The organism is Clostridium sp. UMB9555A (genome assembly GCF_030222355.1).
GTDB classification, from domain to species: domain Bacteria; phylum Bacillota; class Clostridia; order Clostridiales; family Clostridiaceae; genus Sarcina; species Sarcina perfringens.
In genome coordinates this window covers 562,532-588,062 of record NZ_JASORQ010000001.1, presented here as the reverse complement: position 1 = coordinate 588,062, position 25,531 = coordinate 562,532, and the positions used below count along the sequence as shown (strand labels likewise).

Genomic DNA, 25,531 nt, shown 5'->3' with positions numbered 1-25,531 from the left:
TTTCCTCCCTAAAAAAGCCTCAATAATAAATTTTAATAATTAGAAACTCATAGATAATTAATAATAATTACCTCCTATATAATGAATATTTAACATAAGTTGTGAATATTCATTATTATTGAACTTTTAAATAGGGTGGTGATTCATTGAGTAAAAATGATTTCTATAAAAACTCTTTCATGCTAACAGCCTCTAACTTAACAACTGGATTATTAGGTTTTATCTTTTCTATGTACCTATCAAAGGTACTAGGCCCTGAAGGAATGGGACTCTATGGTATTATAATGCCTATTTATAATTTATTTATATCAATTATGACAGCTGGTATAATTGCATCCATTTCTAAGATAACTGCTGTATATTCAGCAAGAGATGATTATAAAAACATAATTCGAACAATGAAAGTTGTGGCTATTTTTAACTTTATTTGGTGTCTTATAATAGGAATATTTGTATTTTTCTTATCACCTATAATCGGACATTTTTGGGCTAAGGATCCTAGAATAATAAAATCTATAATGGTAACTTGTCCAGCTATGATATTTATAGCACTTTCAAACATATTAAAGGGATTTTTCTATGGGACTTCAAAAATTACTGTTCCTTCTTTTATAGATATTTTAGAAAAATCTTTACGTATCTTTGTTTTAGCTATATTAATTTTTATATTTAAAGCTGAAACTTTAGAGTCTTTAGTTACTTTAGCTTACTTAGCCTTATGTCTTGGAGAACTACAAAGTTTAATACTTTTATTTGGCTATTTTAAATACTCAATGAGTAAATTTCCAAAAACAAATGCAAAGGGGGAAAGCCGTGCTCAATTATTATTTGATGTTTTAGTAACCTCAGTACCTTTATGCTTAAATGGATTTTTAATGAGTATTTTTAGCGTTATATCAACACTTTTAGTTCCTAAACGGCTTATAGTTGCAGGATTTACTTATTCCCAAGCACTTTCTCTTATAGGAAAATATTCTTCCATGGCTATGTCCATAGTAACTTTTCCTATAATTATAGTTTCTTCAATAAATACTATGCTAATACCTGATTTATCTCAAACTTTAAGTAAAGGGAATTATCTTTCAGCTACTAAAAGAATTAGAGATGTTATTAAAATAGCTTTTTTAATAGGTATTTGTACCACAGTAATTGGCCTATGTGTTCCTGACTCTTTAGGTAAATTATTCTTTGGAAGAGATGATTTAGGAGAATATATAAGAATAACCTCAGTAATGATGCCAATAGTATTTACTTCAAATACTATGTATGGAATTTTAAATGGACTTGGAAGACAAAATGTAATTTTAAGAAATACTATAATAACAGAAGTTTTAGAAGTTACATTGTTATTTTTCTTAACTGCAATACCATCTATAAATATTTATGGTTATGCAATAACTATGCTTGTAATTTCATCACTTTCTCTTTGTTTAAACCTTTATGAAATATATAAAAATATAAATATAGGTTTATCCTTATCAAACTTTTTAATATATATATTAACAGGAGTTTTAACCTATATATGCTTAAGTCCACTTTCACTAAAACTTTCTTTTATTGATTTTAGAGTTCAAGTTTTAGCTGTAACTTCTATAGCAGCTTCTATATTCATATTTTTAATAATAAAGGAGAAATTCTCATCGAGGTTTAGAAAAATCTCTTTAAAAAGCAGATAGGAGGCTATATCAAAATATAATAATAAAACTTACAAACAGTATGAAGAGAATATCTAGTAATTCTCGGAATATGTTTGTAAGTTTTATAAAAAGTTATTTTGATGTATAGCCTTCCTTTTTTGAAAGAACCTTGAACTCTTTAGTTTCTCCAAGAACTCTCATTATTTTTAATCCTTTTTCTTCATTTAAGTTATAATGTTTTACTCCTAACTTTTCTATGGATTTCCCATTATCTAAATCCTCTATTATAACTAAAGGTTTTAATCTCTTAACTAATTTTTTTACTTCTTTTTTATTTTCTTTCTCTGAGTCAATTAAATTTAAAATCTCAACTCTACAATCTTCTATATTACTAAGGTTAATTGCACTGTCATAAGCCTCTTCTGATAAAACAGCTAGCTTAATATTATCTATAGTAGCAAAAATCATACCTTCCTTAGAATTCTCTACTTTCTTTGCATTTAAAGAAATGCTTTCCTTGTTATAGTTAAATCCCTCTTCCATAGATGCTATTTCTATATTTTTTTTCTTTGTAAGATTACTTACCTCTTCACTTACTCCCTTTAAAGTGGGAAGAAGTATTTTCTTTACACTACTTTTATTTATCAAAGTTTTTATAAGTTCATCAGTTTCTTCTTCCATAGATCTTAAAACAAACAAATCAAATTCCTTTAAATTTTCTTTATTTATTCCTTCTATGATTCCCTCTACATTATCACCTTCGCTTATAAGAACAGTTTCATCATTACTTCTTAAAATTAAGATTTCTTCATCATAGCTTAGAAATTCTATAGTATTAGGATTTTCCTTTGCCAAAGCAGTATTACCTCCAATGAATAAACATGATATTAAACTTATAAGAAATATTATTCTATTTACTTTTATTTTCCTCATAAAATTCACCACCTATACCAATAAAATCCCCTAAAAATTATTTTTTATACTACTTATAGTAATAAAAAAGAGCTATATAGAGTAAAAACTCCATATAGCTCTTTTTTTATTATTTTAATCTAGTACCAAATTCATCTTGCTCAATTAAACCTTTTTTCATAAGTCCACCTAAGGCCATTTTAAAGTAATTTTTAGAAGTTTTAAAAGTATTTCTTATTTCATCTGGAGTACTCTTATCATTTAAGCTCATAACTCCACCATTTTCTTTTAAGTAATTTAATATAGTGTCTCCTAATTCATTTCTTTCCTTAAGTTTATGATTTCTTAAAGATAATCCTACTATTCCATCTTCATAAACCTTTATTATCTTACCTTTTATATTATCTCCAGGTTTAATATTTGTAAAATATTCATTTTTAAGAACCACAGCTCTATGTTTATTATCTATTGCCACTCTTAAAGATCCATTAGTTTGATATCCATAAACTATTCCTGAAACTTCAGTTCCCATTTTAGGTTCTTCTATTTCATCTAAATATTTATCTACCTCTGTTGTTGCTGCTAATCTTCCTGTTTTATCTACATAAATATATACTAAGTACTTTTTACCCTCTTCCATTTTGTATTTTTGCTCTTTTAATGGAACAAGTATATCTCTTTCTAAACCAAAGTCTACAAAAGCACCTATTTTAGTAACAGATTTAACTTCTAATAAGGCAACATCTCCTACAACAGCTAAAGGCTCTTTTAATGTAGCTATAAGTCTATCTCTAGAATCTCTATAGATAAAAGCTTCTACTTCATCTCCAACCTTAATTTCTCTTCCATCTAAATTTCCAGTTGGAATTAATATATCATCAGAAGTATTTCTAGTTCCTCTGTCTAAGTAGTATCCAAAATCCGCTTCTCTTACTACTTTCATTTTATTAAATTGTCCTATGTTTATTATCATAAGCTCCTCCTTTATTTAATATAAAGATTTTTCATCTTTACATATTCTCTTCTTGAATTTTTTATACTTTCAATTTCATCCTCAGTAAGTTTTCTAACAACCTTTCCTGGAACTCCCATGACTAACACGCCCTCTGGTATTTCCTTGTTTTGACTTACTAAAGTTCCTGCAGCAATCATAGTATTTTTTCCTATTTTTGCTCCATTTAGTATTATTGCTCCCATACCAATTAAGCATTCATCCTCTATCTTACACCCATGTATTATAGCACCATGTCCTATAGTAACACCACTCCCAATTTCAATAGTGTGCTCCTTATCAACATGTAATACTGCATTATCTTGTACATTGGTTTCATTTCCTATTTTAATTAAATTATCGTCTCCTCTTATTACAGATCCAAACCAAATTCCACAATCTCTTCCTATAGTAACATCACCAATGATATCACTACTGTGAGCTATAAATGTTTTTCCCCCTATTTCAGGCTTCTTTCCTCTAATTTCAATTAACATATGATCACCTCTTAGTCATTCTTGTAATTTTATCATATGAAAGTAGAATATGTCTACTTATGCTTTTGTATGCTTAATTTAATCTTTTCTATTGTAAAGATTTCTCTAATAAAAACTAAGATACTTTAGTTTAAATATACTTAACATTATATACTTAAAAAATCATATATAAAAATAATAAATAAAACACATTTAATCTAAATATTATAAATATTATATACTATACTAATATTTATAAAGAGGTATTAATGGATAAAAAATCTATACCCTTTGATAAGCTTAAGTTTTATTATGGAATTCCCCATTCCCATACATCCTTATCAACAGGAAAAAGTAGTCCTTATGAATCCCTAGAACATGCTCGCTCTAATGGATTGGATTTTTTAATAATTACTGATCATAATAAATATTTAAGCGAAACTATCAAAGAAAAAAATAAAGAAATTTCAAAATGGGAGTATTTAAATAAATGTATAAATAAATTTAATAAAAAACATTCTGATTTTTTAGCCTTATGTGGTTTTGAAGCTAAATCAACAACCTTAGGTCACTTAAATATCCTATGTCCTAATACATTTTTTACTGGAATAATTCCAGACATTAAATATCTATTACTTTGGCTCATTAATGATCACACAGCCTTACTTAGTATTAATCATCCTAAAAATTCCATAGCTAAAAAAATTGAATTTACTCCTATTTTAGATAAACTTTTATGTTCTATAGAGGTTGGAAATGGAATCCCACCTAGTACTTATACAAGATATGACTCTCAATTTTTCTCCCTTTTAGATAAGGGATTTAAAATAGGAGCTATAAATTCCCAAGACAATCACAAATTAAATCAAGGAGATAGCGAAAATTTAACCTGCGTAATTTCACATAAATTAAATAAAAACTCCTTACTTGATGCATTTAAAAATAGACATATATTTTCAACGGAATCAAAAACTTTAAAAATGCTATTTTCTTTAAATTCAACCTTTATGGGAGGAACAATAACTGTAGATTCCTCTTCAAAAATTAGTCTCTATTTACAAGTTGAAGATCATATAAACAAAATATCTAAAGTTCAATTTTTAACTAACCAGGGAAAAATCATTAAAGAAATTAAAGATATAGATTTGCATAATGTTAAATATATTTTTGAAAAGGAAGTTTCTTTAAATGAAACTTGGTTTGTAGCTAAAGTTTATTTAAATAACAATAAAGAGGCCATGTCCTCTCCCATCTTTGTTAATTATGAATAAAAAAACAAACTCCATTAATAATGGAGTTTATTTTTTTGAATCCTTATTATGTTTAACTCTATTTGGTTTTGCCTTTGGTTTAATAACAACTTTTTTCTCTTTTTTAAGCTTTGGATATCCATTTCTAAGAATATCTAAGAACCATAAGAATAATATAGTTGCTACTGCAGAAATTGCTAACACAATCCATTGATTCATAGGGATGAACGTAGGAATAAGGAAGATTATTATTGCTGCAGCTAAAATTATCCATTTATTAATTTTAACTTTGTTAAATACAAATCTACTTAATAATGAAAATCCCCCGAAAATCACTACTGCTAAAAGTATTATTTGTAAAATTAATACAAATATTCCCATAGTTTTGCCTCCTTGCATAATACTCCTTATATAATATATTAGTCTAAAAGAAAAACATTTTCAAGTTTTTAATTTTTAAAGTTGTTCTTATAAAATTAACATTTACAATATCATTTTTATTAATGTGTTAAATTAATAAAAATATATTTGTGATTTTCAAAAGTATATATAGTATTTCTATAAAAAATTTGATAAAATAGAATTATCATTTTATTCAAATTTTAAAGAGGTGATACTATGTCTTTAATAAACACATCAACTCATTTAGATGAATTAGATTTACAAATTTTAGATATCCTAATTAAAGATTGCAGAACTCCTTACTTAGAGATAGCAAGAATATGCCACGTTTCAGGTGGTACAATCCATGTTAGAATGAAAAAGATGGAAGACTTAGGAATTATAAAAGGTACTAGAATACTTTTAAATTTACCTAAATTAGGTTATGACGTTACATGCTTCGTTGGTATTCATGTTAACTCAACTTCATCATACACTCATGTTTTTGATGAACTTTCAAAAATTAAAGAAGTAGTTGAAATTCATTTAATAACTGGGGGTTATGCTATTTTCGCTAAGGTTATTTGCAAGAGCATATCAGATCTTCAAGATATTTTAATGAACAAAATTAATCATATTGAAGGAATAAGCGGAACTGATACATTTATATCTCTATCTCAACCAATAGATAGAAATATAACCCTTTAAAAAAAGAAATAGCTTAAGCTATTTCTTTTTTTTATATTTTTAACTATGAATAAAATACAAATTTCTACTAATAATATTAACATATCTTAGAAAAGGATGTGTTAACAATGAAAACATTAAATATTATTGCTCTTACTTTAGTAATAATAGGTGCTCTAAATTGGGGTCTAATTGGTATCATGAATTTTAATTTAGTAGACTCAATCTTTGGAATAGCTTCTATTTGGAGTAGAACAATATATGTATTAGTAGGATTAGCAGGATTATACTGCTTATCATTCTACGGTTATTTCAATCGTATAAAAGACTAAAATAAAGGGTCTGTATCAAAATATAACAAATAAAACTTACAAACAATATGAAGAGAATATCTAGATGAGCTTTAGAATTTAAATTATTACGCAGAAGATATTACGTTAAAAAACTGAGACTGTTCGAAGCGTAGCAAGTTTCGAAGTTTTAGTAATATCTTCGGAGTAATAATTATAAATTCTTAGCGAAATCTAGTAATTCTCAGAATATGTTTGTAAGTTTTATAAAAAGTTACTTTTATACATACCATTTTACATTTTTTCAATTATATTGAAAAGTTCTATGGCTGCTTTTTTAGGTCCTTCTTTTTCAAAACCTAAAACTCCTAAACAAGTTTTTATTTGTCCAACCTTCACTTTATTATTAAACATATCATCAAAATATTTATCTATTATTAAATCCATCTCTTCTTTCTTTTGCACTGGTCCAAAAGGATTAGCAAAATATGATTCCACTAAGCCATTTTCAGTAGTTGTTCCCTTTGCCATTCTAGCACCAGCTTTAAAAATTTTCTTCGCTTCCTCTGGATTATTAAAATATTCAATAGATTTTTCTCCCTCATCTACCCCATCATAATTATTAGCATAAAGGAAAAGATCTACATCATATCCCTTTATTATATCATCATACTTACATACTGGCATAAGAAGTCTAGCATTTATCTTATCAGGATTCATAAATATACTTCTATCAATTTCCTTAAATGCATATCCTTGATCCAAGTCATCAAGTCTTACAAAGGCTCCTATTTCAGTTCCATACCCCTTAATTATGCCATCTACATTTTTAAATACACCCATGTCATCAAAAATTATGGTCATATCACTTATATATTCTTCACTCAAGGCTCTAAATGCTTCTAAACTTTCAGATTTTCCAGCTCCACTATCACCCATTATTACAATATTAGCTTCTTTTCCATTTTTAAGAACCACGTTGACCATAGCTCCATGAATAGGCATATATCCTCTTTTTATCATTATTATATTGTGAAGAGTTAATATCATTTTTTTCATATATCCAAAGTAATCTATTTCTTCACTATAATTAGCATACCCTAGCATGATATTATTTTTTTCATCATCATAGAAACAAGTTTTTAATTCATCATCATCATCCTTAGCTCCGAAAACATAAATAATATCTGGTTTTACCCCTCTGCACTCCTCTACAGTTGCTAAATCAAACAAATTACATAAACTTATTCCATGAGACATAAAATCTCTATGGAAATATACATATGCTAATAATTCCCCTACCTTAGCAGGATAACAAAACCATTCTTCACTATTTATATGAGATCCACTTAATGGATTTTCACTTGTTTCTAAGAATATACCATCCCTAGTATTCTTACTTGGATAAGTTATAAATGGTGCTTCTAAGGATATTGCATCTATAAATGGAATATGATCTAGTATGGAATATTCCCTTGGACTTGGCCATATTAAATTACTTACCATAATACTTGCATTTCCACCAGCAGAAACCTGCCTAAGTATGTTTGGCATACTTCCTAATAGATTCTTTTGAAGTCTTCTGTAAAATCTTAAAATTAAATCATTAAAACTTTTATTAGCATCTACAAATCCAACTGCTGCAATACCATCTTTTACTTTATTATTTTGAATAACAGTGTATCTTTCTAACTTTCTCCAGAATGAATAGACATCATCTATAATATTAGCAAAAGATTTCTTATCCTCAAGCAATCCTTCAAAAGCGTCATTAACAACTAATACCTCATCAGCCCCCATCATAGATAATAGCTTTAATGTGCTTATTAAGTACCTAGATATAACCTTTATGTCTTCAGTACCTATGGCTTCGCTTAAGAATCTAAAATTATGACTCTTTTTATTTTTAGTCTTTTTTAAATAAGTTTCTAAAACTTTTCTAAATCCTTCGCTATTTATTATGGATTCAAAACTATCACAATACTTTGCAGTAAAGTTCATAGTTACTTTTCCATGCTTTAAGCAAAATTCTTTTTTCATTATTAAGCCCCCTTTTTATTTTTTACAAGTTTAAAGATGAATATCTCCAATTCAATTATATCACTAAAGTTGTATCTTTCCAAAAATTTTCATTGTTTATTTTAATTGTAATTATAAAATTTACAAATTAAAGTTTATTCCTTTAACTATCTGTTAATAATCTATTATATGATTAATTATTTTCAAAGGAGTTTTTTAATTGAAAATCACCTCTAAAAAAGTTAGTTTATTTTTAATATTTATACTAGTAACATCAATATTTTTATATTCTACTTCATATTCAATTCCAAATGAGAATTTTATAGTCCATTATATAGATGTAGGACAAGGAGATTCTGCTTTAATTCAAAGCAATGGTAAAAATCTTTTAATAGACGCAGGTACTCCTGAATCTACTAATTCTCTAGTAAAATATTTAAAAAACCTTGGAATAAAGAAGCTTGATTTTATAATAGCCACTCATCCTCATGCTGATCATATTGGAGGTATTGAATCTATTATTAAAAAATTTGATGTAGACTATTTTTGTGCACCTAAAGTAACAGAAAATACTGATATATTTAAAGACATGGTAACTGCACTAAAAGAAAAGAATCTTAATATAAATACTATATCTAAATCAAAATCTCTTCCTATAGATTTAGGTGAAAATACTAAAATAGAGGTATATTCTCCCTCTTATAAAACCTATGAAAACCTAAATAACTACTCACCTATCCTTAAGATATATTATGGTGAAACCTCCTTTTTGTTTACTGGAGATGCAGAGACTGAAGCGGAAATGGAAGCAGTTAAATCAAATGAAAATTTAAAGTCAGATGTGTTAAAGGTAGGACATCATGGAAGTACAACTTCTTCAACAGATTCCTTTTTAAAAGAAGTTTCTCCTAAAATAGCTATAATTTCTTCAGGGCTAGATAATTCATATGGACATCCAGCAAAAGAAACCCTTAAAAAATTATCTTCCTATAAAACTAAGGTTTTTAGAACAGATGAAGATGGAACTATTATTTTAACCTCTGATGGAAAATCTATAAAAAAGCATAAAAACTAAAGGCACCAATAATTGGTGCCTTTAGTTTTTATAGTTTTATTTACTATAATAAACTATTAATTTTCACTTTCCTTACTCTCACTGTCTTCTAAATTAACTAATATCTTTTTCCAACTTAATAATATGTAAAATAAATTTACAACATCTTGCTCATTATAGACAAGTATCTTTTCAACTTTTTCTTTTGGCATTCTTTGAAAATAATCTTTATCCTTTAAAACCTTATGGAATGTTTTTGCTAAATTTGATCCTGAAAGAACATCACCTTCTCTTTCAATCCCAAATTTCTTTTCCAAAGCTTTAAGACCTATCCCTTGCTTAAAAGTATGCTCATAAATTTTCTGTATATCCACAGATCTAAAGTAATTATTAAAATCAAAGTTTATCCCATATTTATCAAACAAATAATTTATAACTGTAAAATCATTATTTCCAGAAAAAGTCACTATGTATTTCTTCTTTTTCTCTGCTGCAACCATTATAAAATATTTCTTTGCTAAGTAAAGAATATCTCTCACTTCGCCCTTATGCTCTATCATGTACTGAGTAGTAATGAATTTTGATTTCTCTTCATCAAAATATCCAGCACCAAAAACACCTATGCACTTTGGTTTTTTATATACATAGTGTTCTAAATCAAAATATACAGCCTGTTTATATATATCATAATTTTCATTAAAAGATAGGGCATTACTAAGATCTAAATCATTTATATCTATTTCATGCTCTTTTATGATCACTCTATCACTCTTTTCTTATATAAACTTATAACAAAAATATTATATCATTATATCATTATTTCGTTAAGTATTAATAAATATTAATTAAATTTTTAATTAATAGAATTTATCAATTGACAAATTCCAAGTAACTTGATATAATTTAAATGAATTTGATAATGATTTTCATTAGTGAGGTGCTTAAGATGAGTATATATGATTTAAAAATAGGCCAAGCAGGTGTTGTAGATAAAATATGCGGACACGATGGTTTAGCTAAAAGACTTCTTGCTTTAGGATGTATAGAAGGAACAGAAGTTAAACTTAAAAGAGTGGCTCCACTTGGTGATCCATTAATAGTAAATTTAAGAGGATTTGATTTAGCAATCAGAAAGAAAGATGCTAAAAATATAATTTTAAAATAATAAATAAAATAGAATAATTTAATTAGGGGGAAAACTAATGACAACAATAGCCTTACTCGGTAATCCTAACGTTGGTAAAACTACTCTTTTTAATGCCTTAACAGGCTCTAACCAACATGTAGGAAACTGGCCAGGTGTTACAGTTGATAAAAAGGAAGGATTTTTCAACTCTAACAAAATAGTGGATTTACCTGGTATATATGCTTTAGATACATTCTCTAACGAAGAAAAAGTATCTAAAAAATTCTTAGAATCTGGAGATGTTGATTTAATATTAAATATAGTAGATGCTTCTAATCTAGATAGAAACCTATATTTAACTATGCAACTTAAAGACTTTAAGAAGCCAATAGTATTGCTTCTTAACATGAATGACATCGCTGAGAAAAAAGGAATCAAAATTGATCCTAAAAAATTAGAAAAGGCTTTTAATCTTAAAGTAATTCCAATAACAGCATCTAAAAAAGAAGGCTTAGATGAGGTTAAAGAATTCTTAAATAAAGGTAATTTCGAAAAATATTTAGATAAAAATACTTACTCATTTAAGGATGAGGCTCATACTTATAAATTTATTGAAGATAAATTATCAGACTGCTTTAATAGATCAGGTAATTCTTCAACTACTTTAACTGATAAGTTAGATAAAATATTTTTAAACCCATGGCTTGCATACCCATTATTTATAGCACTTATGTACTTTGTATTCCAATTTACATTCTCATGGGTTGGACAACCTATTTCAGACGCTTTAGATGGATTCTTAGGTGATACTTTAATGCCATACTTAAGTGATCTATTATCAGGTACGGCTCCATGGTTCCAATCATTACTTGTTGATGGTATCGTAGCCGGTGTAGGTGGAATTATAGTCTTATTACCAATAATATTAGCTTTATTCTTATGTATAGCAATATTAGAAGACAGTGGATATATGGCTAGAGTTGCTTTTTTAATGGATAAGTTCATGAGAAAAATAGGACTTTCAGGAAAGGCTTTTCTTCCTATGATAACAGGATTTGGATGTACAGTTCCTGCTATTATGTCAGCTAGAACTTTAGAAAGTGAAAAGGATAGAAAACTTACTGCTCTTTTAGCACCATTTATGTCATGTAATGCTAGACTACCTGTATATGTAATATTTGCTGGATTATTCTTCCCAGATAATGCATCTATGGTTGTTGCATCTTTATACATATTAGGTATATTAGTAGCTTTCATATTAGGCTTAGTATTTAAAAATACTTTATTCAAGAAAGATGAAGAACCATTCATTATAGAACTTCCTGAATATAAAGTACCAGAAGTTAGATCTGTATTAGCTCAACTTTGGGATAAATCAAAGAGCTTCTTAAAGAAAGCTGGAACTATTATCTTTGCAATGAGTGTTGTTATTTGGTTCCTTCAAAGCTTTAACTTTACTGGAATGGTTGAGGATATAACTCATAGTTTCTTATATAACATAGGTTCATTTATAGCTCCAATATTTACTCCATTAGGATTTGGAGATTGGCAAGCTTCAGTTTCATTATTAACTGGTTTAATGGCTAAAGAAACTATAATATCAACAATGGAAGTTATTTATAAAGGTGATTTAACTCATATGTTACCTCAATTCTTTACAGCGCTTTCATCTTACTCATTCATGGTATTTGTATTACTTTATACACCATGTATAAGTGTTGTAGGGGTTATGAAAAAAGAATATGGTGGTAAGTTCACAATTTTATCAGTAATATTCCAATTCCTAGTTGCTTGGATAAGTGCCTTCATAATTTATCATATCGGTTTATTAATCTTTTAAAGAAGGTGTTTTAAATGGAAATTCTTATTACAGCTTTAATCGTAATAGCTGTTGTGTTTATATTATATAAAAACTTCAAAAAATCCTCTAAAGGACAATGTAGTGGTTGCAGCGGATGTGCATCTAAAGGAAGTTGTCCTAGTAGAAAAGATAATAAGAAGTAAAAAAATAACCAATTCCAAATGGAATTGGTTATTTTTTATTATAAACTACATTTTTTCAACTACATCTATTCCTATTAAGAATAAAGCATTTTTAATAACTTGAGCAGTAGCTTTTATAAGTTCAAGTCTTGCAGCCTTTAATCCTTCATCTTCTACATTTAAAACTGTATGGTTGTTGTAAAATTTATTGAAAGCCTTAGCTACTTCTATTGAATATCTAGTTACAACTGAAGGTTCTAACTTATCTATTCCTAAAACTACAGCCTTTTGTAATCCTTCTAAAGTTTTAGCTAATTCAAATTCTTCTTTTGAAGTTAACTTTGTGAAATCTGGCTCAGCTGTTATGTTTTGTTCTTCAGCTTTTCTTAATATACTCTTAGCTCTTGCATATGAGTATTGAACATATGGACCAGTTTCTCCATCAAAGCTTAACATCTCTTTCCAATCAAAAACTATATCTCTTTCTCTTGAGTTCTTTAAGTAAGTAAATAATATAGCTCCTATACCTATTTTCTTAGCTACTTCCTCTTTATTTTCTAATTGTGGGTTCTTTTCTTCTATAGTTTCTCTTGTTTTATCTATAGCTTCGTTTAATAAGTCTTCAAGTAAAACTACATTACCTTTTCTTGTTGAAAGCTTTCTATCTGCGAACTTAACTAATCCAAATGGAATGTGTACACAGTTTTTAGCCCATTCATTACCTGCTAATTCTAATGTTTTGAATACTTGGTTAAAGTGTAATATTTGGTCTTTACCAACTACATATATACATTTATCAAAGTTATATGTTTTATGTCTATAACTAGCTGCTGCTAAGTCTCTTGTAGCATATATTGATGCTCCATCTGATTTAACAACTATACAAGGTGGCATATTGTATTCATCTAACATTACAACCTTAGCACCATTACTCTCAGTTAATATATTAGCCTTTTCTAATTCTTCTACTACTGTATCCATCTTATCATTATAGAAGCTTTCTCCAGCCCAAGAATCGAAATCTACTCCTAGCATACCGTATATCTTATTAAATTCTTTTAAAGATAAGTCTTTAAATCTTTCCCATAGAGCCACAGCTTCTTGATCCCCATCTTCAAGCTTCTTAAAGTACATTCTTCCTTCATCTTCAAGTTCTGGATTATTTTCAGCTTCATCATGGAATTTAACATATATTCTTAAAAGCTCATTTATTGGAGCCTCTTCTAAAGCTTCTTCATTTCCCCATCTTTTATAAGCTGAGATTAACTTACCAAACTGAGTTCCCCAGTCTCCTAAGTGATTTATTCTTATTGGATTATATCCTTCAAAGTTTAACATTCTATATAATGAATGTCCTATAGCTGTTGTGAATAAATGCCCAACGTGGAAAGGCTTAGCTATGTTAGGTGATGAATATTCAACTACAACATTTTTTCCCTCTCCTATTTTAGAAGAACCATATTTATCTCCTTCTTCTAAAACTTTGCTTATTATATTTTTTGAGAAAGCTACTTTATCAACAAAGAAGTTTAAGTAAGGTCCTAAACACTCTACTCTTTCAAATCCCTCTTTATTTATCTTTTCAGCTAATTCAGCTGCTATCATATTAGGAGCTTTTCTCATAACTTTTGCTAATTGGAAGCAAGGGAATGCAAAGTCTCCCATTTCTGGCTTAGGTGGTATTTCTATAAGTTTTTCTATGTTTTCTAATTCTAGATCAACATGTTCTTTAATTCTTTCTGCAACTAACTTTTTGTAATCCATAATTGTCCTCCTTATTTTATCTGATTTTAAAACATATATTATAATGACATTATTGCCAAAATATAAATTTATTTACAATATAAAAAACCGCCTCTTTGTAACAAAGAGACGGATATATCCGCGGTACCACTCTAATTGGTTAAAAACCCACTTTATAATTTAACGCATAAGCGACACTTTAATAAAAATATAAGTTATTAAAATGCAATCTCAGAGGCTCTCTTCATCTAAACTATTCTATAAGGCTTACACCATCCCTTACTCGCTTAAGAAATCATAAAGACTACTCTTCTCTTCACAGACTTTTTATATTATATTTTCTTAACTTATTATAGTATTTTACCTTAAACCCTGTCAATATCATCTTTCATTTATTATTAATAATATTTTATTTTGAAATATCCATTGAAAACTTCTTTGAAATTCTATAGTATCAGTATTATAATCAAATTATATTTTAAACAAGTAGAGGGGAAAAGAAATGGATAGAATAGGAGTAATAGACATAGGCTCTAACTCTGTAAGATTAACACTTGCTGAAGTTGAGAAGTCTGGATATTTTAAAATAATTGATGAATTAAAAGAGCATATAAGACTTGGCTCTGATTTCTTCGCTTGCTCTGTTTTAGACGAAGAGAAAATTAAGCTTACAATCTCATCTATAAAAGCTTTTAAATCTATGTGCATATCCTGTGGTGCATCAAAAATTATACTTATAGGTGCTGAAAGTATTAAAAATGTAGATGAAAAAATTAATCTTAAAGAAATAATAAAAAAAGAACTTGGATTAGACCTTAGAATATTATCTAATGAAGAAGAAATTCATTATAACTTTTTAGGAGCTAAAAATTCTCTTTATATAGATAATTCTCTTCTTTTAGATATAAACGGAAATAATACTCACTTATGTTGGTTAAAAAACAGCGAAATTTATAAAGAAGTTACTCTACCCTTTGGATATGTAACTTTAACATCCTTATTCCAATTAAACGACATGATTGGATATGAAAATAATACAAACTGTGTTAATTATATTAAGGAACACCTTGAAAAAATAGATTGGCTTAAAGATAATTCATTTAAATCTGTTATAGGTGTTGGAGGTTCTTTCAGAAACCTAGGAAAAATTGATAGACGTAGAAAAAGATATCCTATTGATATAGTTCATAATTATGTTCTTTATGACTATGATATTGATGAGATGTTTCATCTACTAAAAAGTAAAAATCTTCGTCAAAGACAAAAAATTGAAGGACTTTCTCCTGCTAGAGCTGATGTCATAGTTGCTTCTACAGACTTAATAAAAGAAGTTTTAAGCTTCACAAATACTAATGAAGTAATAATATGTGGTCGTGGTCTTAGAGAAGGACTTATATATGAATATATAATAGATAAATTCCATACTTATGATGATATTTTAGATGTAAGTTTAAAAGGAATTATGGATACTTTAAACATAAATATTCCTCATGCTCAAAATGTATGTAAACTTGCTTTTTCACTATTTGAAGGTTTAAAACCACTTCATCATTTAGGAGATGAGTTTAAGAATATATTAAAAACAGCCTCCTTACTTCATGATTGTGGTATAAGCATAAGATATTATGATCACCATGTACACTCATTTTATGTTATTTTAAATTCTCATATAAGCGGATTAACTCATAAGGAAATATTATTAAGTGCATTATGTGCCGCTTACCATAGAAATAACTCTTTCCAAGCTCCAATTGCTAAATATTCAACTATAATAAATAGGTTAGACGTAAAACATGTAGAGTATTTAGGAGTTATTCTTAAGCTTGCTGAAGGCTTAGACAGAGGATTAACTGGCCATGTAGAAAATGTTGATGTAATAATTAACGAAGATACTGTTAATTTAAAACTTCATTCTGAATATGATTTAGAATTAGAGCTTCGTCAAGCTAGAAGAAGTTCTAAAGCCTTTAAAGAAGTTTATAATAAAAATCTAGTTATTGAAAAAGCCTAAATAAAAAAGTTTATGGGAGAATAGTTTCCCATAAACTTTTTTTTAAACTTACACCCCTAAATTTATTTAAGCTTAAAGCACTCTACTTTCTAATAAACTTTATTTTTCTACTATAGATTTAGTTGATTCTAAAGACTTATTTAACTGATTTAAGGTTTCCTTATCTAGTTTTTTTCCTTCTTCACTATTTAAAGTCTCTTCAACTGGTAATATATAATAATCTGATTTTTTATTTTCTCTTGGAATCTTATATACCCAAGTTGGAGTGTAATCCCATTTCTCTATTTTAACCCCTTTTCTACTCTTATCTAAGGTTAAATTTAATATAACACCATCAGCTGTTCTTCTATCTCCCATAGTCTCTAGTCTTTGATTAGATATAAAATTACCTAAAGAATAAGCTACTAAGGTATTATGTCCATCTTTCCCCTCTATTTCTTCTATAGGTTGTACAACATGAGGATTACTTCCTAATATTAAGTCAACTCCATATTCATTTAAGGCTTCAGCAATTTTCACTTGATATTTACTAGGCTCAGTGTTATATTCTATACCCCAGTGCATTCCAAAGACTATAAACTCAGCCCCCTCATTTTTCATCTCTTCTACTAAGGCTTTCATCTCCTCTAGTCCCTTATCTAATTTATTATAAGAAAAAGTATTTAAATTAATATCTTCAGGAATTTTATGACCATTTAACTCTCCCTCTTTGCTCTCATAAGTATAAGAGGTAAATCCTATTTCTATTCCCTTTATCTTCTTAATAATATACTTCTTATTCCCAATAGAAGTCATATCCTTATCTATTTTTTCTCCAGTTTTACTAACTCCTTCTAACCCCTTATCTAAAGAATGATCCGTTGCTACATTTATAATATCAAATCCAGTATCCTTTAAAGCATCTATCATGGAATCTGGCCCATTATAATTAGGATAACCAGAATACCCTATTTCTTCTCCAGCATAAGTTCCCTCAATTGTTCCATAGGCTATATCGCTTTTTTCTATGAAGTTCTTTACATACTTAAAATTATTCATAAAATCATAGGCCTTATTTTCTTCATTATATGCAGACCATATTTGTTCATCATGTAATATTATGTCTCCTACAGCACTTATATTAACCTTTCTTCCTAAGCTAAACCTATTAAAAAATCCCTTTTTATCATTCTCCTTAATTACTTCTTTTTCCTCAATACTAGCTCCCTTTGTCGTTACAACATTATTGCTTATAATACTATTTATTACTAAAACAGAACAAACAATAAGTAGAGAGGCTAAAATTACTTTAATTTTTTTAGACATTCTTATCATATTCTCACCCCTCTATATATTACCATATTTTTACATTTTATTTCAATTATCTTTCCATAAAAAAAATTAGATTAGATATTAAATTTGAAAACAACTTATAAATCAAGAGTTATTTTCAAATTATTAACCTAATCTAACTAAAGTATTATAAATTTTAAATTATTCTTAAATAAATAAACCTATAGAATATACAAAAGCCATAACCAATTGAGATGGTATAGCTAATACATATCTTCCAAGAAGTATTATAACTATAAGTATAGGATAATAATATTTATATACTATTCCAGATAACTTATAGAATAATTGAGGCTTAAGATCCTCTAAAATTCTAAAACAATCAAGACCTGGAAGTGGTAATATATTAAATACAAAGAAGTTTACATTTAATATTATTATATATTGTAACATTAAAAATATAATTTGAGAAAGATCTCCTCTTAAACCAAAAAATCTTAAGTATAAACTTGTAAGTATTACTCCAATTATGGCAACAACTAAGTTTGAAAGCCATGCAGCTATGTTAACTTTAAGAGCATCCTTCTTTGGATTTTTAAATGCATATTTATTTATCTCTACAGATTTACTCCAACCAAATCCAAAGAAAGCCATCATTAAGGCACCAGCTATATCAACATGCTTTAATGGATCTAAGGTTAATTCCCCTTTAAACCTTGGTGATTTATCTCCTAATTTATCTGCCATTTTAGCACGAGTATACTCTTTTACTGAAAAAGCTATTAATATTGCTGGAATACTAAGAAACGCATCTAATAAAAATTGCATAATCAAGACCTCCTTATTTTGTATTTTAAATTATACCATAAATTTCTTGAATTTATTATTCGGTAAACTTAATAATTTATTAATTTTAATTTTTATATCAGAATATTTTTCTACAAATAAGATTATATGTTTCTCTAAACATTTAAAAATAGAGGTTCCTTTCCTCCCTATTTAGGAGTAAGAAACCTCTTAAAATTCTAAATATTATAATCTTTTTGCAGCTTCATAAGCTAATTCACTTCTCTCACATTCATCATATTTTAAGGTAACTTGGTAGCAAAGATGACTTCCTTTCATCTTTTCTGAAGCATAACAAAGTCCATTACTTCTTGAATCTAAGAAAGCTTGATCTATTTGCTCTGGATCTCCAACTAGTATTATTTTTGATCCTTCTCCAGCTCTTGTTATAATTGCTTTAACCTGCTTTGGTGTTAAGTTTTGTGCTTCATCTATTATAATCCAATTCTTTATTATGCTTCTTCCTCTTAAATAAGCCACAGCCTCTGTTGTTATTATCTTTCTTTCAAAAAGCTCCTCTATTTTATCATTTAACTCTCTCTCATTTGAATATCTTTCTTTCTCATCTGAATCTATTAAAATCTCTAAATTATCATATATAGGTCTCATAAATGGAGCTATTTTTTCTTGCTCAGTTCCTGGCAAATACCCTATTTCTTCATCCATTGTTACATTAGGTCTACAAACTAAAATCCTTCTATATTGTCCACTTTCCTCTTCTAATATCTTTTGTAATCCCACAGCTAATGAAAATAAAGTTTTTGCTGTTCCTGCTGGTCCCTTTATAATTACTAAAGGTGCCTTTTTAGCATCCATACTCAAACATTCTAGCATAAATTTTTGACCAACATTTCTAGGGCTTATTCCCATAATATTATTGCTATCTTTATAAAGTAAAGGTCTTATAACTTTTCCATCAAATCTTCCTAAAGCAGTTTGTTTATCATTGTCATTACAGTGTATTATTAAAAATTGATTAATCTCTAATTTTGGTTCCACATAGCACTTATTTTCTTCATCATAGGAAGTTAAATCTTTTTTCTCCATAAATTTATTTTTAAAGAATTTACTTAAACATTCAGAACTTGTGTAAACTTCCATTCTTCCACTATATTGTTCTTCAAATTCTGGAACTACAACCTCATAAAAATCCTCTGATTTTATGCCAACAGTATCAGCCTTTATTCTCTCAAATATATCCTTAGTTATTAAACAAACATCTTCTCCCTTTTCCTTTAAGGCCTTACAAATTTGTATTATTCTATTATCAGGCTTGCTTATATTCCATGCTTCTGGTATTTCAGTATTATAAAAGTTAGTAACCACCTTAAGCTTTCCGCCTTTAGGTAAATCAACTCCTTCGCTTAATGACCCACTTAATCTAAGTTTATCTAATTCTCTTGCAACATGCCTAGCATTAGCTCCTAAATCATTATTCATTTTTTTAATATTGTCTAATTCCTCTAGAACCACCTCTGGAATAATAACATTGTTATCTTCAAATGAATATATAGCTCCTGGTGAATATAGCAATACATTGGTATCTAATATATAAGTTTTCTTCAAAACAATCACTCCTTTAGAATAATACAGCTATAATAATCAAACTTGATTTTCATTTGTTTATATATTAATATTTAAGAATACTCAATATAATTCTTAAATATTGATATTTTATAATCAAAATTTCTATAATCTATAATATATAAATTTTAAATTAGATTTTATTAATAAAAATTTTAGTTTATACTATTATATGGACATTAGAATATGGGAGGCCTTAAATAATGAAATTACTTTTTTTTGATACAGAAACTACAGGAGTCAAACCTGGAAGCATATGTCAGCTTAGTTATATCCTTGTAGACACTTCAACTAAACCTCAAAAAACAATAGGTAAAAATATATTTTTTACAGTTGATGAAATGGAACCAGAAGCTGAAAGAATCCATGGTTTTTCCTTAGAGAAATTATATGAATTAAGTGAAGGAATGTACTTTGAAGATCTTTATGCTGATTTCATAAATGACTTCTTAGAAGCAGATTTTATAATAGGTCATAACGTTCAGTTTGATATTAAATTCTTAAAACATGAATTACTAGGTCTTGGAGAGTTCTTTGAACCTAACAACGTATTTTGTACTATGAAATATTATAAAGATATTTGTAAAATATTAAGACCTACTGGAGATTATAAAAATCCTAAACTTGAAGAAGTAATCAAACACTTAAATATAACTGATTCTGAAATAAGTGAAACTGCTAATAAATATTTCCAAGGTAGTGGAAACTATCATGATGCTAGATTTGATACAGCAGCAACTTATCTTACTGTTATAAACGGTATAAAAAAAGGATTAATTCCAAGAAATTATTTTACAAAACTTTTAGAAGCAAAATAAAAAGATATATTTTCACAATATATCTTTTTTTCTTTACTATGAAATCTCTTTTTCCTTTGCTTTATTAAGAAGATTTATATTAGAAGTTTGTATATTTGTATAATATCTAACTTCTCCACTTTCACTTTCGTATCTACTTTCTACTATTTCTCCACTTACAGATACTAAGTCTCCTATGTTTACAAATTTCTCTAAGAAATCCACTGTAGATTTACTCCAAGTAATTACACTTAAAAATGTAGTTGTTTCTTCTCTTCCATTAAAACTATTAACAGCTATTCTAAATCTAACATATTTTTTCTTATTTTTAGATTCCTTAACTTCTATTTTAGTAGCAACTCTTCCAATAAGATCCACTTTATTCATGCTTTTCATCTCCTTCATTATGATTTACCTAAAGTATTGACCAGATTTAAGAGTCTCAAACATGTGTTCTTTAAAAAATTTTTAACAAATCAATTTAATATAACATAAAAATTTATTCTTTATTATAAATGTTAAATATTATTTTCATCTTTATAATTTTTTTAAGTCAAAAGTTATATGAAAACTCAAAGTAAAAATTCATAAATATTTTTATGAAATTTTTAATTGTTTCCATAAAAAAGAGCTATTAAAGATAAATCTTTAATAGCTCTATATTATATTAAACTGTTATATCACTACTTAAGCTAGCTGCATCCTTATTAGCTTCTATTATAGGGTTTACATACTCATCAATAAACTCTACAACTTGGCTTGGAGCTCTACCAACAAATTTAACTGGATCTATTATAGCTATAATTTCTTCTTTAGAAAGATTAAATGAAGGATCATTTATTATTCTTTCTATTAAGTCATTATTAAGCCCTTCTCCTTTAACTCTTTGAGCAGCATCCATAGAATGAACTCTTATTCTTTCATGAAGTTCTTGTCTATCTCCGCCTTTTTTAACTGATTCCATCATTATATTTTCAGTCGCCATGAAAGGTAATTCTTGATTTACATGAGCTTCAATAACCTTATCATAAACTACCATATTCTCAGCAATATTTATATAAAGATTTAAAACTCCATCTAAAGCTAAGAAAGCTTCTGCTACTGCAATTCTCTTATTAGCTGAATCATCTAATGTTCTCTCAAACCATTGAGTTGAAGCCGTAATAGCTGGATTTAAGGCATCTACTATAACATATCTAGCTAATGCTCCCATTCTTTCACTTCTCATAGGATTTCTCTTATATGCCATAGCTGATGACCCTATTTGATTTTTTTCAAATGGTTCTTCTATTTCTTTCATACTTTGAAGTAATCTTAAGTCATTTGAGAATTTATATGCACTTTGTGCAATTTCTGATAATGTATTTAAAATTATAGAATCTAATTTTCTTGGATAAGTTTGACCTGTAACTCCAAAACTCTTTTTAAATCCCATTTTTTCTGCAACGATTTTATCTAAAGCCTTAACCTTTTCTTCATCACCTTCAAAAAGATTCATAAAGCTTGCTTGAGTACCAGTAGTTCCTTTTACCCCTCTTAATTTTAAAGTTGATAATAGAAAATCTATGTTCTCCATATCCATTACTAAATCTTGCATCCATAATGTAGCTCTCTTACCTACAGTAGTAAGCTGTGCTGGTTGGAAATGAGTAAATCCTAGAGTAGGCATATCCTTATATTCTAAAGCAAATCTTTTTAAATTATTTAAAACTGCAACTATTTTTTTCTTTATTAATAATAATGCATCTCTCATTATTATTACATCTGTATTATCTCCAACATAGCAGCTTGTTGCTCCTAAATGTATGATACCTTTTGCTGAAGGACATTGAAGTCCATATGCATAAACGTGACTCATAACATCGTGTCTAACTTCTTTTTCTTTTTTTATTGCTTCTTCGTAATTTATATCTGAAATATGACTTTTAAGCTCTTCTATTTGCTCGTTAGTTATATTTAATCCTAATTCTTTTTCACCCTCTGCAAGAGCAACCCATAATTTTCTCCATGTTGAGAATTTCATATCATCTGAGAAAATATATGACATTTCTTTTGACGCATATCTTGAATTCAATGGTGTGCTATATAAATTTTTCACTTTGTACCCTCCTAAAGTAGAAATGCTAATTTAAATTTATTATATCATAAGATAAGTTTATTATAAATAAATTTATCCATTTTTTATCTATCATTCGTGTTTTCACCTTTATTACTCACAAAATCCCTATAACTTAGACTTTAATGTACGTATCTTACTTATAGTTTTTGAAAAACCATAAAAAATTATTAAAATAAATTTATAAAAATAAAAGGATTCCATTAGGAATCCTTTTACGAAGACTACTCTTCTAAATTTTCGATTAACTTAGCTATTTCTTCAGCTGCTAAAGCTTCATCATCACCACTAGCGATAACCTTAACATTAGCATCTTTAGAAACTCCTAATGATAAAACTCCGATTAAGCTCTTAACATTAGCTTTTTTTCCATTGTACTCTAAGCTTATGTCTGATTTGAAAGCTGAAGCTTTTTTTACTAGTAAAGTTGCTGGTCTAGCATGTAATCCTGTTGAATTTTTAACTATAACTTCTTTAGTTACCATTATAAACACCTCTTTACTTTTATTTGTTATTTAATAATACTAACTTCTTAATTATACTCATTTTTTTAGAAAATTTCAACAACTTAAGAAAAGATTAATCCCTATTCATAAATTTATTAACAAATTTCTTTATTCTCTTTAAGCCCTTAATTATTTCTTCTTTAGATGTAGCATAAGATAGTCGTATGAAGTTATCTTCCCCAAAAGCTATACCTGGTATTACAACAACATTTTCCTCTTTTAGTAATAAGTTTGCAAATTCCATTGAACCCTTTATATTAGCTTTTTTTAGAACCTTAGACACATCAATCATTACATAAAAAGCACCTTTAGGCTCTATAAAAGTAAGATCCTCAATTCCACTTATAAGTTCTATCATAAGTTCTCTTCTTAAACTAAATTCTTTAACCATATTCTTTATAGTTTCTTGATCTCCGTTTAAGGCTTCTAAGGCAGCAAACTGAGCTATACTATTTGTATTTGATGTCATATGACTTTGAACATTATTCATTACCTTAATTAGCTCTTCATCATAACAAGCTGCATATCCAATTCTCCATCCAGTCATTGCATAAGCCTTTGAAAATCCATTTATAACTACTGTTCTCTTGAAAGCATCTTCACTTAATGAAGCAATACTTATATGTTTTTCTTTTCCATATATAAGTTTTTCATATATTTCATCAGAAATTATTATAAGATCATTTTCTTCAGCAAATTTCGCAATAACTTCTAAATCTTTTTTTGAATATACAGTTCCTGTTGGATTGTTTGGTGAATTTATCACTATTGCCTTTGTATTTTCACTTAAAACTGATTTTAATTCATCATAAGTAACCTTAAAATCATTTTCTTTTTTTGTTTCTATAAAAACAGGAACTCCATCACTTAATTTAACTAGCTCAGGATAACTTACCCAATATGGTACTGGTATTATAACCTCATCTCCTGGATTTAAAATCGCCATAAATACATTAGCTAAAGATTGTTTAGCTCCTGTTGAGATAATTATATTTTTAGTTCCATAGTTAAGTCCATTATCATCATGTAATTTCTTTGCTATGGCCTCTTTTAATTCTACTATTCCAGATGTGGCTGTGTACTTTGTCTTTCCTTCTTCCATAGCTCTAGTGGCAGCTTCTATTATATTTTTAGGTGTATTAAAATCTGGCTCACCTACTCCAAAGCTTACTACATCTATTCCTTCTTTTTTTAATTCACCTGCTTTAGCTGTTAAGGCTAAAGTTAGTGATGCCCCTATATTTTGTGCTTTTCTAGATAATATCATCTAATCCCCTCTTTACTGCTTTAAATTTATTTATTACGCTTCCAATATATCATTTTTATTATTTAAAGTAAACCAATAAAAAATACTGCTATAAGTTAAAATACTCATAGCAGTATCTATTTATTTACCAAACTTAGTTCCTCTATAAACTTTATCTTGGTTGTATTATAAGCTTTATAGCTGTTCTTTCTTCACCATCAATTTCGATGTCTGTGAATGCAGGAATACAAACTATATCTTTTCCACTTGGGGCTACAAAACCTCTTGCTATAGCTATAGCCTTTACAGCTTGATTTATAGCTCCAGCTCCTACTGCTTGTATCTCCACAGTATTTCTTTCTTTTATTATGGCTGCTAGTGCTCCTGCTACTGAATTAGGATTTGATTTAGTTGATACCTTTAATACTTCCATTATATAAACCTCCTAGATCTTTTTAGGATACGTTTACATTTAATAGTTAACGTTTTCCTTTACCTAATAATATTCTATATAAACTCTCTAATTCCTTCTTAAATAGATAAAATATTTTATTTTTTATTTTAAATAATAAGAAAACTCTACTGAATGATTTCAGTAGAGTTA

Annotated in this window: 25 protein-coding genes and 1 other annotated feature; of the genes, 10 read left to right on the top strand and 15 right to left on the bottom strand. The window is 27.9% G+C overall.

Translation table 11 applies throughout. The features are described from left to right. Positions 1–146 precede the first annotated feature (146 nt). Entirely contained in the window at positions 147–1,676 is a 1,530-nt protein-coding gene (spoVB, locus tag QP548_RS02740) for a stage V sporulation protein B (protein ID WP_061428754.1), read from the top strand. A gap of 93 nt (positions 1,677–1,769) precedes the next feature. On the opposite strand, the gene QP548_RS02735 is transcribed toward spoVB, so the two are convergent. From QP548_RS02735 to QP548_RS02725, 3 genes are all read right to left on the bottom strand, one after another. Further along, the gene (locus tag QP548_RS02735; RefSeq protein WP_061428755.1) at positions 1,770–2,570 is read right to left on the bottom strand and encodes a hypothetical protein; all 801 of its coding nucleotides are present in this window, start codon (positions 2,568–2,570) and stop codon (positions 1,770–1,772) included. 109 nt (positions 2,571–2,679) lie between these two features. Next, the gene (locus QP548_RS02730; protein WP_061428756.1) at positions 2,680–3,522 is read right to left on the bottom strand and encodes a S1 RNA-binding domain-containing protein; all 843 of its coding nucleotides are present in this window, start codon (positions 3,520–3,522) and stop codon (positions 2,680–2,682) included. Positions 3,523–3,533: 11 nt separating this feature from the next. Next, positions 3,534–4,037, bottom strand: a complete 504-nt coding sequence (locus QP548_RS02725; protein ID WP_061428757.1) for a gamma carbonic anhydrase family protein — start codon at positions 4,035–4,037, stop codon at positions 3,534–3,536. A 248-nt stretch (positions 4,038–4,285) separates the two neighbouring features. Between QP548_RS02725 and QP548_RS02720 the strand changes: the two genes are divergently transcribed. Then, positions 4,286–5,287, top strand: a complete 1,002-nt coding sequence (locus QP548_RS02720; protein WP_003459762.1) for a CehA/McbA family metallohydrolase — start codon at positions 4,286–4,288, stop codon at positions 5,285–5,287. A 27-nt stretch (positions 5,288–5,314) separates the two neighbouring features. Here the strand turns inward: QP548_RS02720 and QP548_RS02715 are convergent, their stop codons facing one another. After that, complete coding sequence (locus QP548_RS02715; protein WP_011590927.1) at positions 5,315–5,647, bottom strand: hypothetical protein; 333 nt, start codon at positions 5,645–5,647, stop codon at positions 5,315–5,317. A gap of 237 nt (positions 5,648–5,884) precedes the next feature. On the opposite strand from QP548_RS02715, the gene QP548_RS02710 reads away from it, so the two are divergent. Beyond that, positions 5,885–6,355 (top strand): Lrp/AsnC ligand binding domain-containing protein, encoded by a 471-nt coding sequence (locus QP548_RS02710; RefSeq protein WP_003449697.1) that lies wholly within the window; start codon positions 5,885–5,887, stop codon positions 6,353–6,355. A gap of 107 nt (positions 6,356–6,462) precedes the next feature. Further along, complete coding sequence (locus QP548_RS02705) at positions 6,463–6,666, top strand: DUF378 domain-containing protein (protein WP_003471570.1); 204 nt, start codon at positions 6,463–6,465, stop codon at positions 6,664–6,666. Between the two features lie 252 nt (positions 6,667–6,918). Here QP548_RS02705 and QP548_RS02700 read toward each other — a convergent pair whose 3' ends face one another. Further along, positions 6,919–8,664, bottom strand: coding sequence for a hypothetical protein (locus QP548_RS02700; protein ID WP_061428758.1), 1,746 nt, complete (start codon positions 8,662–8,664; stop codon positions 6,919–6,921). A 199-nt stretch (positions 8,665–8,863) separates the two neighbouring features. Here QP548_RS02700 and QP548_RS02695 point away from each other — a divergent pair, with 199 nt between their 5' ends. Continuing rightward, the gene (locus tag QP548_RS02695; RefSeq protein ID WP_061428759.1) at positions 8,864–9,718 is read left to right on the top strand and encodes a ComEC/Rec2 family competence protein; all 855 of its coding nucleotides are present in this window, start codon (positions 8,864–8,866) and stop codon (positions 9,716–9,718) included. Positions 9,719–9,774: 56 nt separating this feature from the next. Here the strand turns inward: QP548_RS02695 and QP548_RS02690 are convergent, their stop codons facing one another. Beyond that, positions 9,775–10,458 (bottom strand): ribonuclease H-like domain-containing protein, encoded by a 684-nt coding sequence (locus QP548_RS02690; RefSeq protein WP_003449676.1) that lies wholly within the window; start codon positions 10,456–10,458, stop codon positions 9,775–9,777. A 185-nt stretch (positions 10,459–10,643) separates the two neighbouring features. Between QP548_RS02690 and QP548_RS02685 the strand changes: the two genes are divergently transcribed. Genes QP548_RS02685 through QP548_RS02675 form a run of 3 tightly spaced genes read left to right on the top strand, consistent with a single transcriptional unit; the run spans position 10,644 to position 12,827 of the window. Next, a complete protein-coding gene (locus QP548_RS02685; protein ID WP_061428760.1) occupies positions 10,644–10,862 on the top strand; it encodes a FeoA family protein in 219 nt (72 codons plus the stop codon). Between the two features lie 37 nt (positions 10,863–10,899). Further along, entirely contained in the window at positions 10,900–12,663 is a 1,764-nt protein-coding gene (gene feoB, locus QP548_RS02680) for a ferrous iron transport protein B (RefSeq protein WP_061428761.1), read from the top strand. A gap of 14 nt (positions 12,664–12,677) precedes the next feature. Further along, complete coding sequence (locus QP548_RS02675; RefSeq protein WP_003459783.1) at positions 12,678–12,827, top strand: FeoB-associated Cys-rich membrane protein; 150 nt, start codon at positions 12,678–12,680, stop codon at positions 12,825–12,827. A gap of 45 nt (positions 12,828–12,872) precedes the next feature. Here QP548_RS02675 and argS read toward each other — a convergent pair whose 3' ends face one another. After that, positions 12,873–14,570, bottom strand: coding sequence for an arginine--tRNA ligase (gene argS / locus QP548_RS02670; protein ID WP_061428762.1), 1,698 nt, complete (start codon positions 14,568–14,570; stop codon positions 12,873–12,875). Between the two features lie 101 nt (positions 14,571–14,671). Next, positions 14,672–14,878: a binding site (T-box leader), on the bottom strand. 173 nt (positions 14,879–15,051) lie between these two features. Here argS and QP548_RS02665 point away from each other — a divergent pair. Next, positions 15,052–16,560 carry a Ppx/GppA phosphatase family protein gene (locus QP548_RS02665; RefSeq protein WP_061428763.1) on the top strand — a complete coding sequence of 503 codons (1,509 nt, stop codon included), beginning with the start codon at positions 15,052–15,054 and terminating at the stop codon, positions 16,558–16,560. A gap of 99 nt (positions 16,561–16,659) precedes the next feature. Here QP548_RS02665 and QP548_RS02660 read toward each other — a convergent pair whose 3' ends face one another. From QP548_RS02660 to QP548_RS02650, 3 genes are all read right to left on the bottom strand, one after another. Next, a complete protein-coding gene (locus QP548_RS02660; protein ID WP_061428764.1) occupies positions 16,660–17,874 on the bottom strand; it encodes a CapA family protein in 1,215 nt (404 codons plus the stop codon). Positions 17,875–18,039: 165 nt separating this feature from the next. Beyond that, on the bottom strand, positions 18,040–18,660 hold the full coding sequence (locus QP548_RS02655; protein WP_061428765.1) for a site-2 protease family protein: 621 nt from the start codon (positions 18,658–18,660) through the stop codon (positions 18,040–18,042). Positions 18,661–18,864: 204 nt separating this feature from the next. Then, positions 18,865–20,244 carry a PhoH family protein gene (locus QP548_RS02650; protein ID WP_061428766.1) on the bottom strand — a complete coding sequence of 460 codons (1,380 nt, stop codon included), beginning with the start codon at positions 20,242–20,244 and terminating at the stop codon, positions 18,865–18,867. Positions 20,245–20,465: 221 nt separating this feature from the next. Here QP548_RS02650 and QP548_RS02645 point away from each other — a divergent pair, with 221 nt between their 5' ends. Further along, entirely contained in the window at positions 20,466–21,080 is a 615-nt protein-coding gene (locus tag QP548_RS02645) for a 3'-5' exonuclease (protein WP_003459802.1), read from the top strand. A gap of 36 nt (positions 21,081–21,116) precedes the next feature. On the opposite strand, the gene QP548_RS02640 is transcribed toward QP548_RS02645, so the two are convergent. The 5 genes from QP548_RS02640 to QP548_RS02620 form a co-directional block, all read right to left on the bottom strand. Continuing rightward, positions 21,117–21,446, bottom strand: coding sequence for a single-stranded DNA-binding protein (locus QP548_RS02640; RefSeq protein ID WP_003459777.1), 330 nt, complete (start codon positions 21,444–21,446; stop codon positions 21,117–21,119). A 280-nt stretch (positions 21,447–21,726) separates the two neighbouring features. After that, complete coding sequence (gene purB / locus QP548_RS02635; protein ID WP_003465733.1) at positions 21,727–23,157, bottom strand: adenylosuccinate lyase; 1,431 nt, start codon at positions 23,155–23,157, stop codon at positions 21,727–21,729. 242 nt (positions 23,158–23,399) lie between these two features. Then, the gene (locus tag QP548_RS02630; protein WP_003459789.1) at positions 23,400–23,660 is read right to left on the bottom strand and encodes an HPr family phosphocarrier protein; all 261 of its coding nucleotides are present in this window, start codon (positions 23,658–23,660) and stop codon (positions 23,400–23,402) included. A gap of 94 nt (positions 23,661–23,754) precedes the next feature. Continuing rightward, a complete protein-coding gene (locus tag QP548_RS02625) occupies positions 23,755–24,948 on the bottom strand; it encodes a pyridoxal phosphate-dependent aminotransferase (protein ID WP_061428767.1) in 1,194 nt (397 codons plus the stop codon). 151 nt (positions 24,949–25,099) lie between these two features. After that, positions 25,100–25,360 carry a stage V sporulation protein S gene (locus tag QP548_RS02620; RefSeq protein WP_003459803.1) on the bottom strand — a complete coding sequence of 87 codons (261 nt, stop codon included), beginning with the start codon at positions 25,358–25,360 and terminating at the stop codon, positions 25,100–25,102. Positions 25,361–25,531 lie beyond the last annotated feature (171 nt).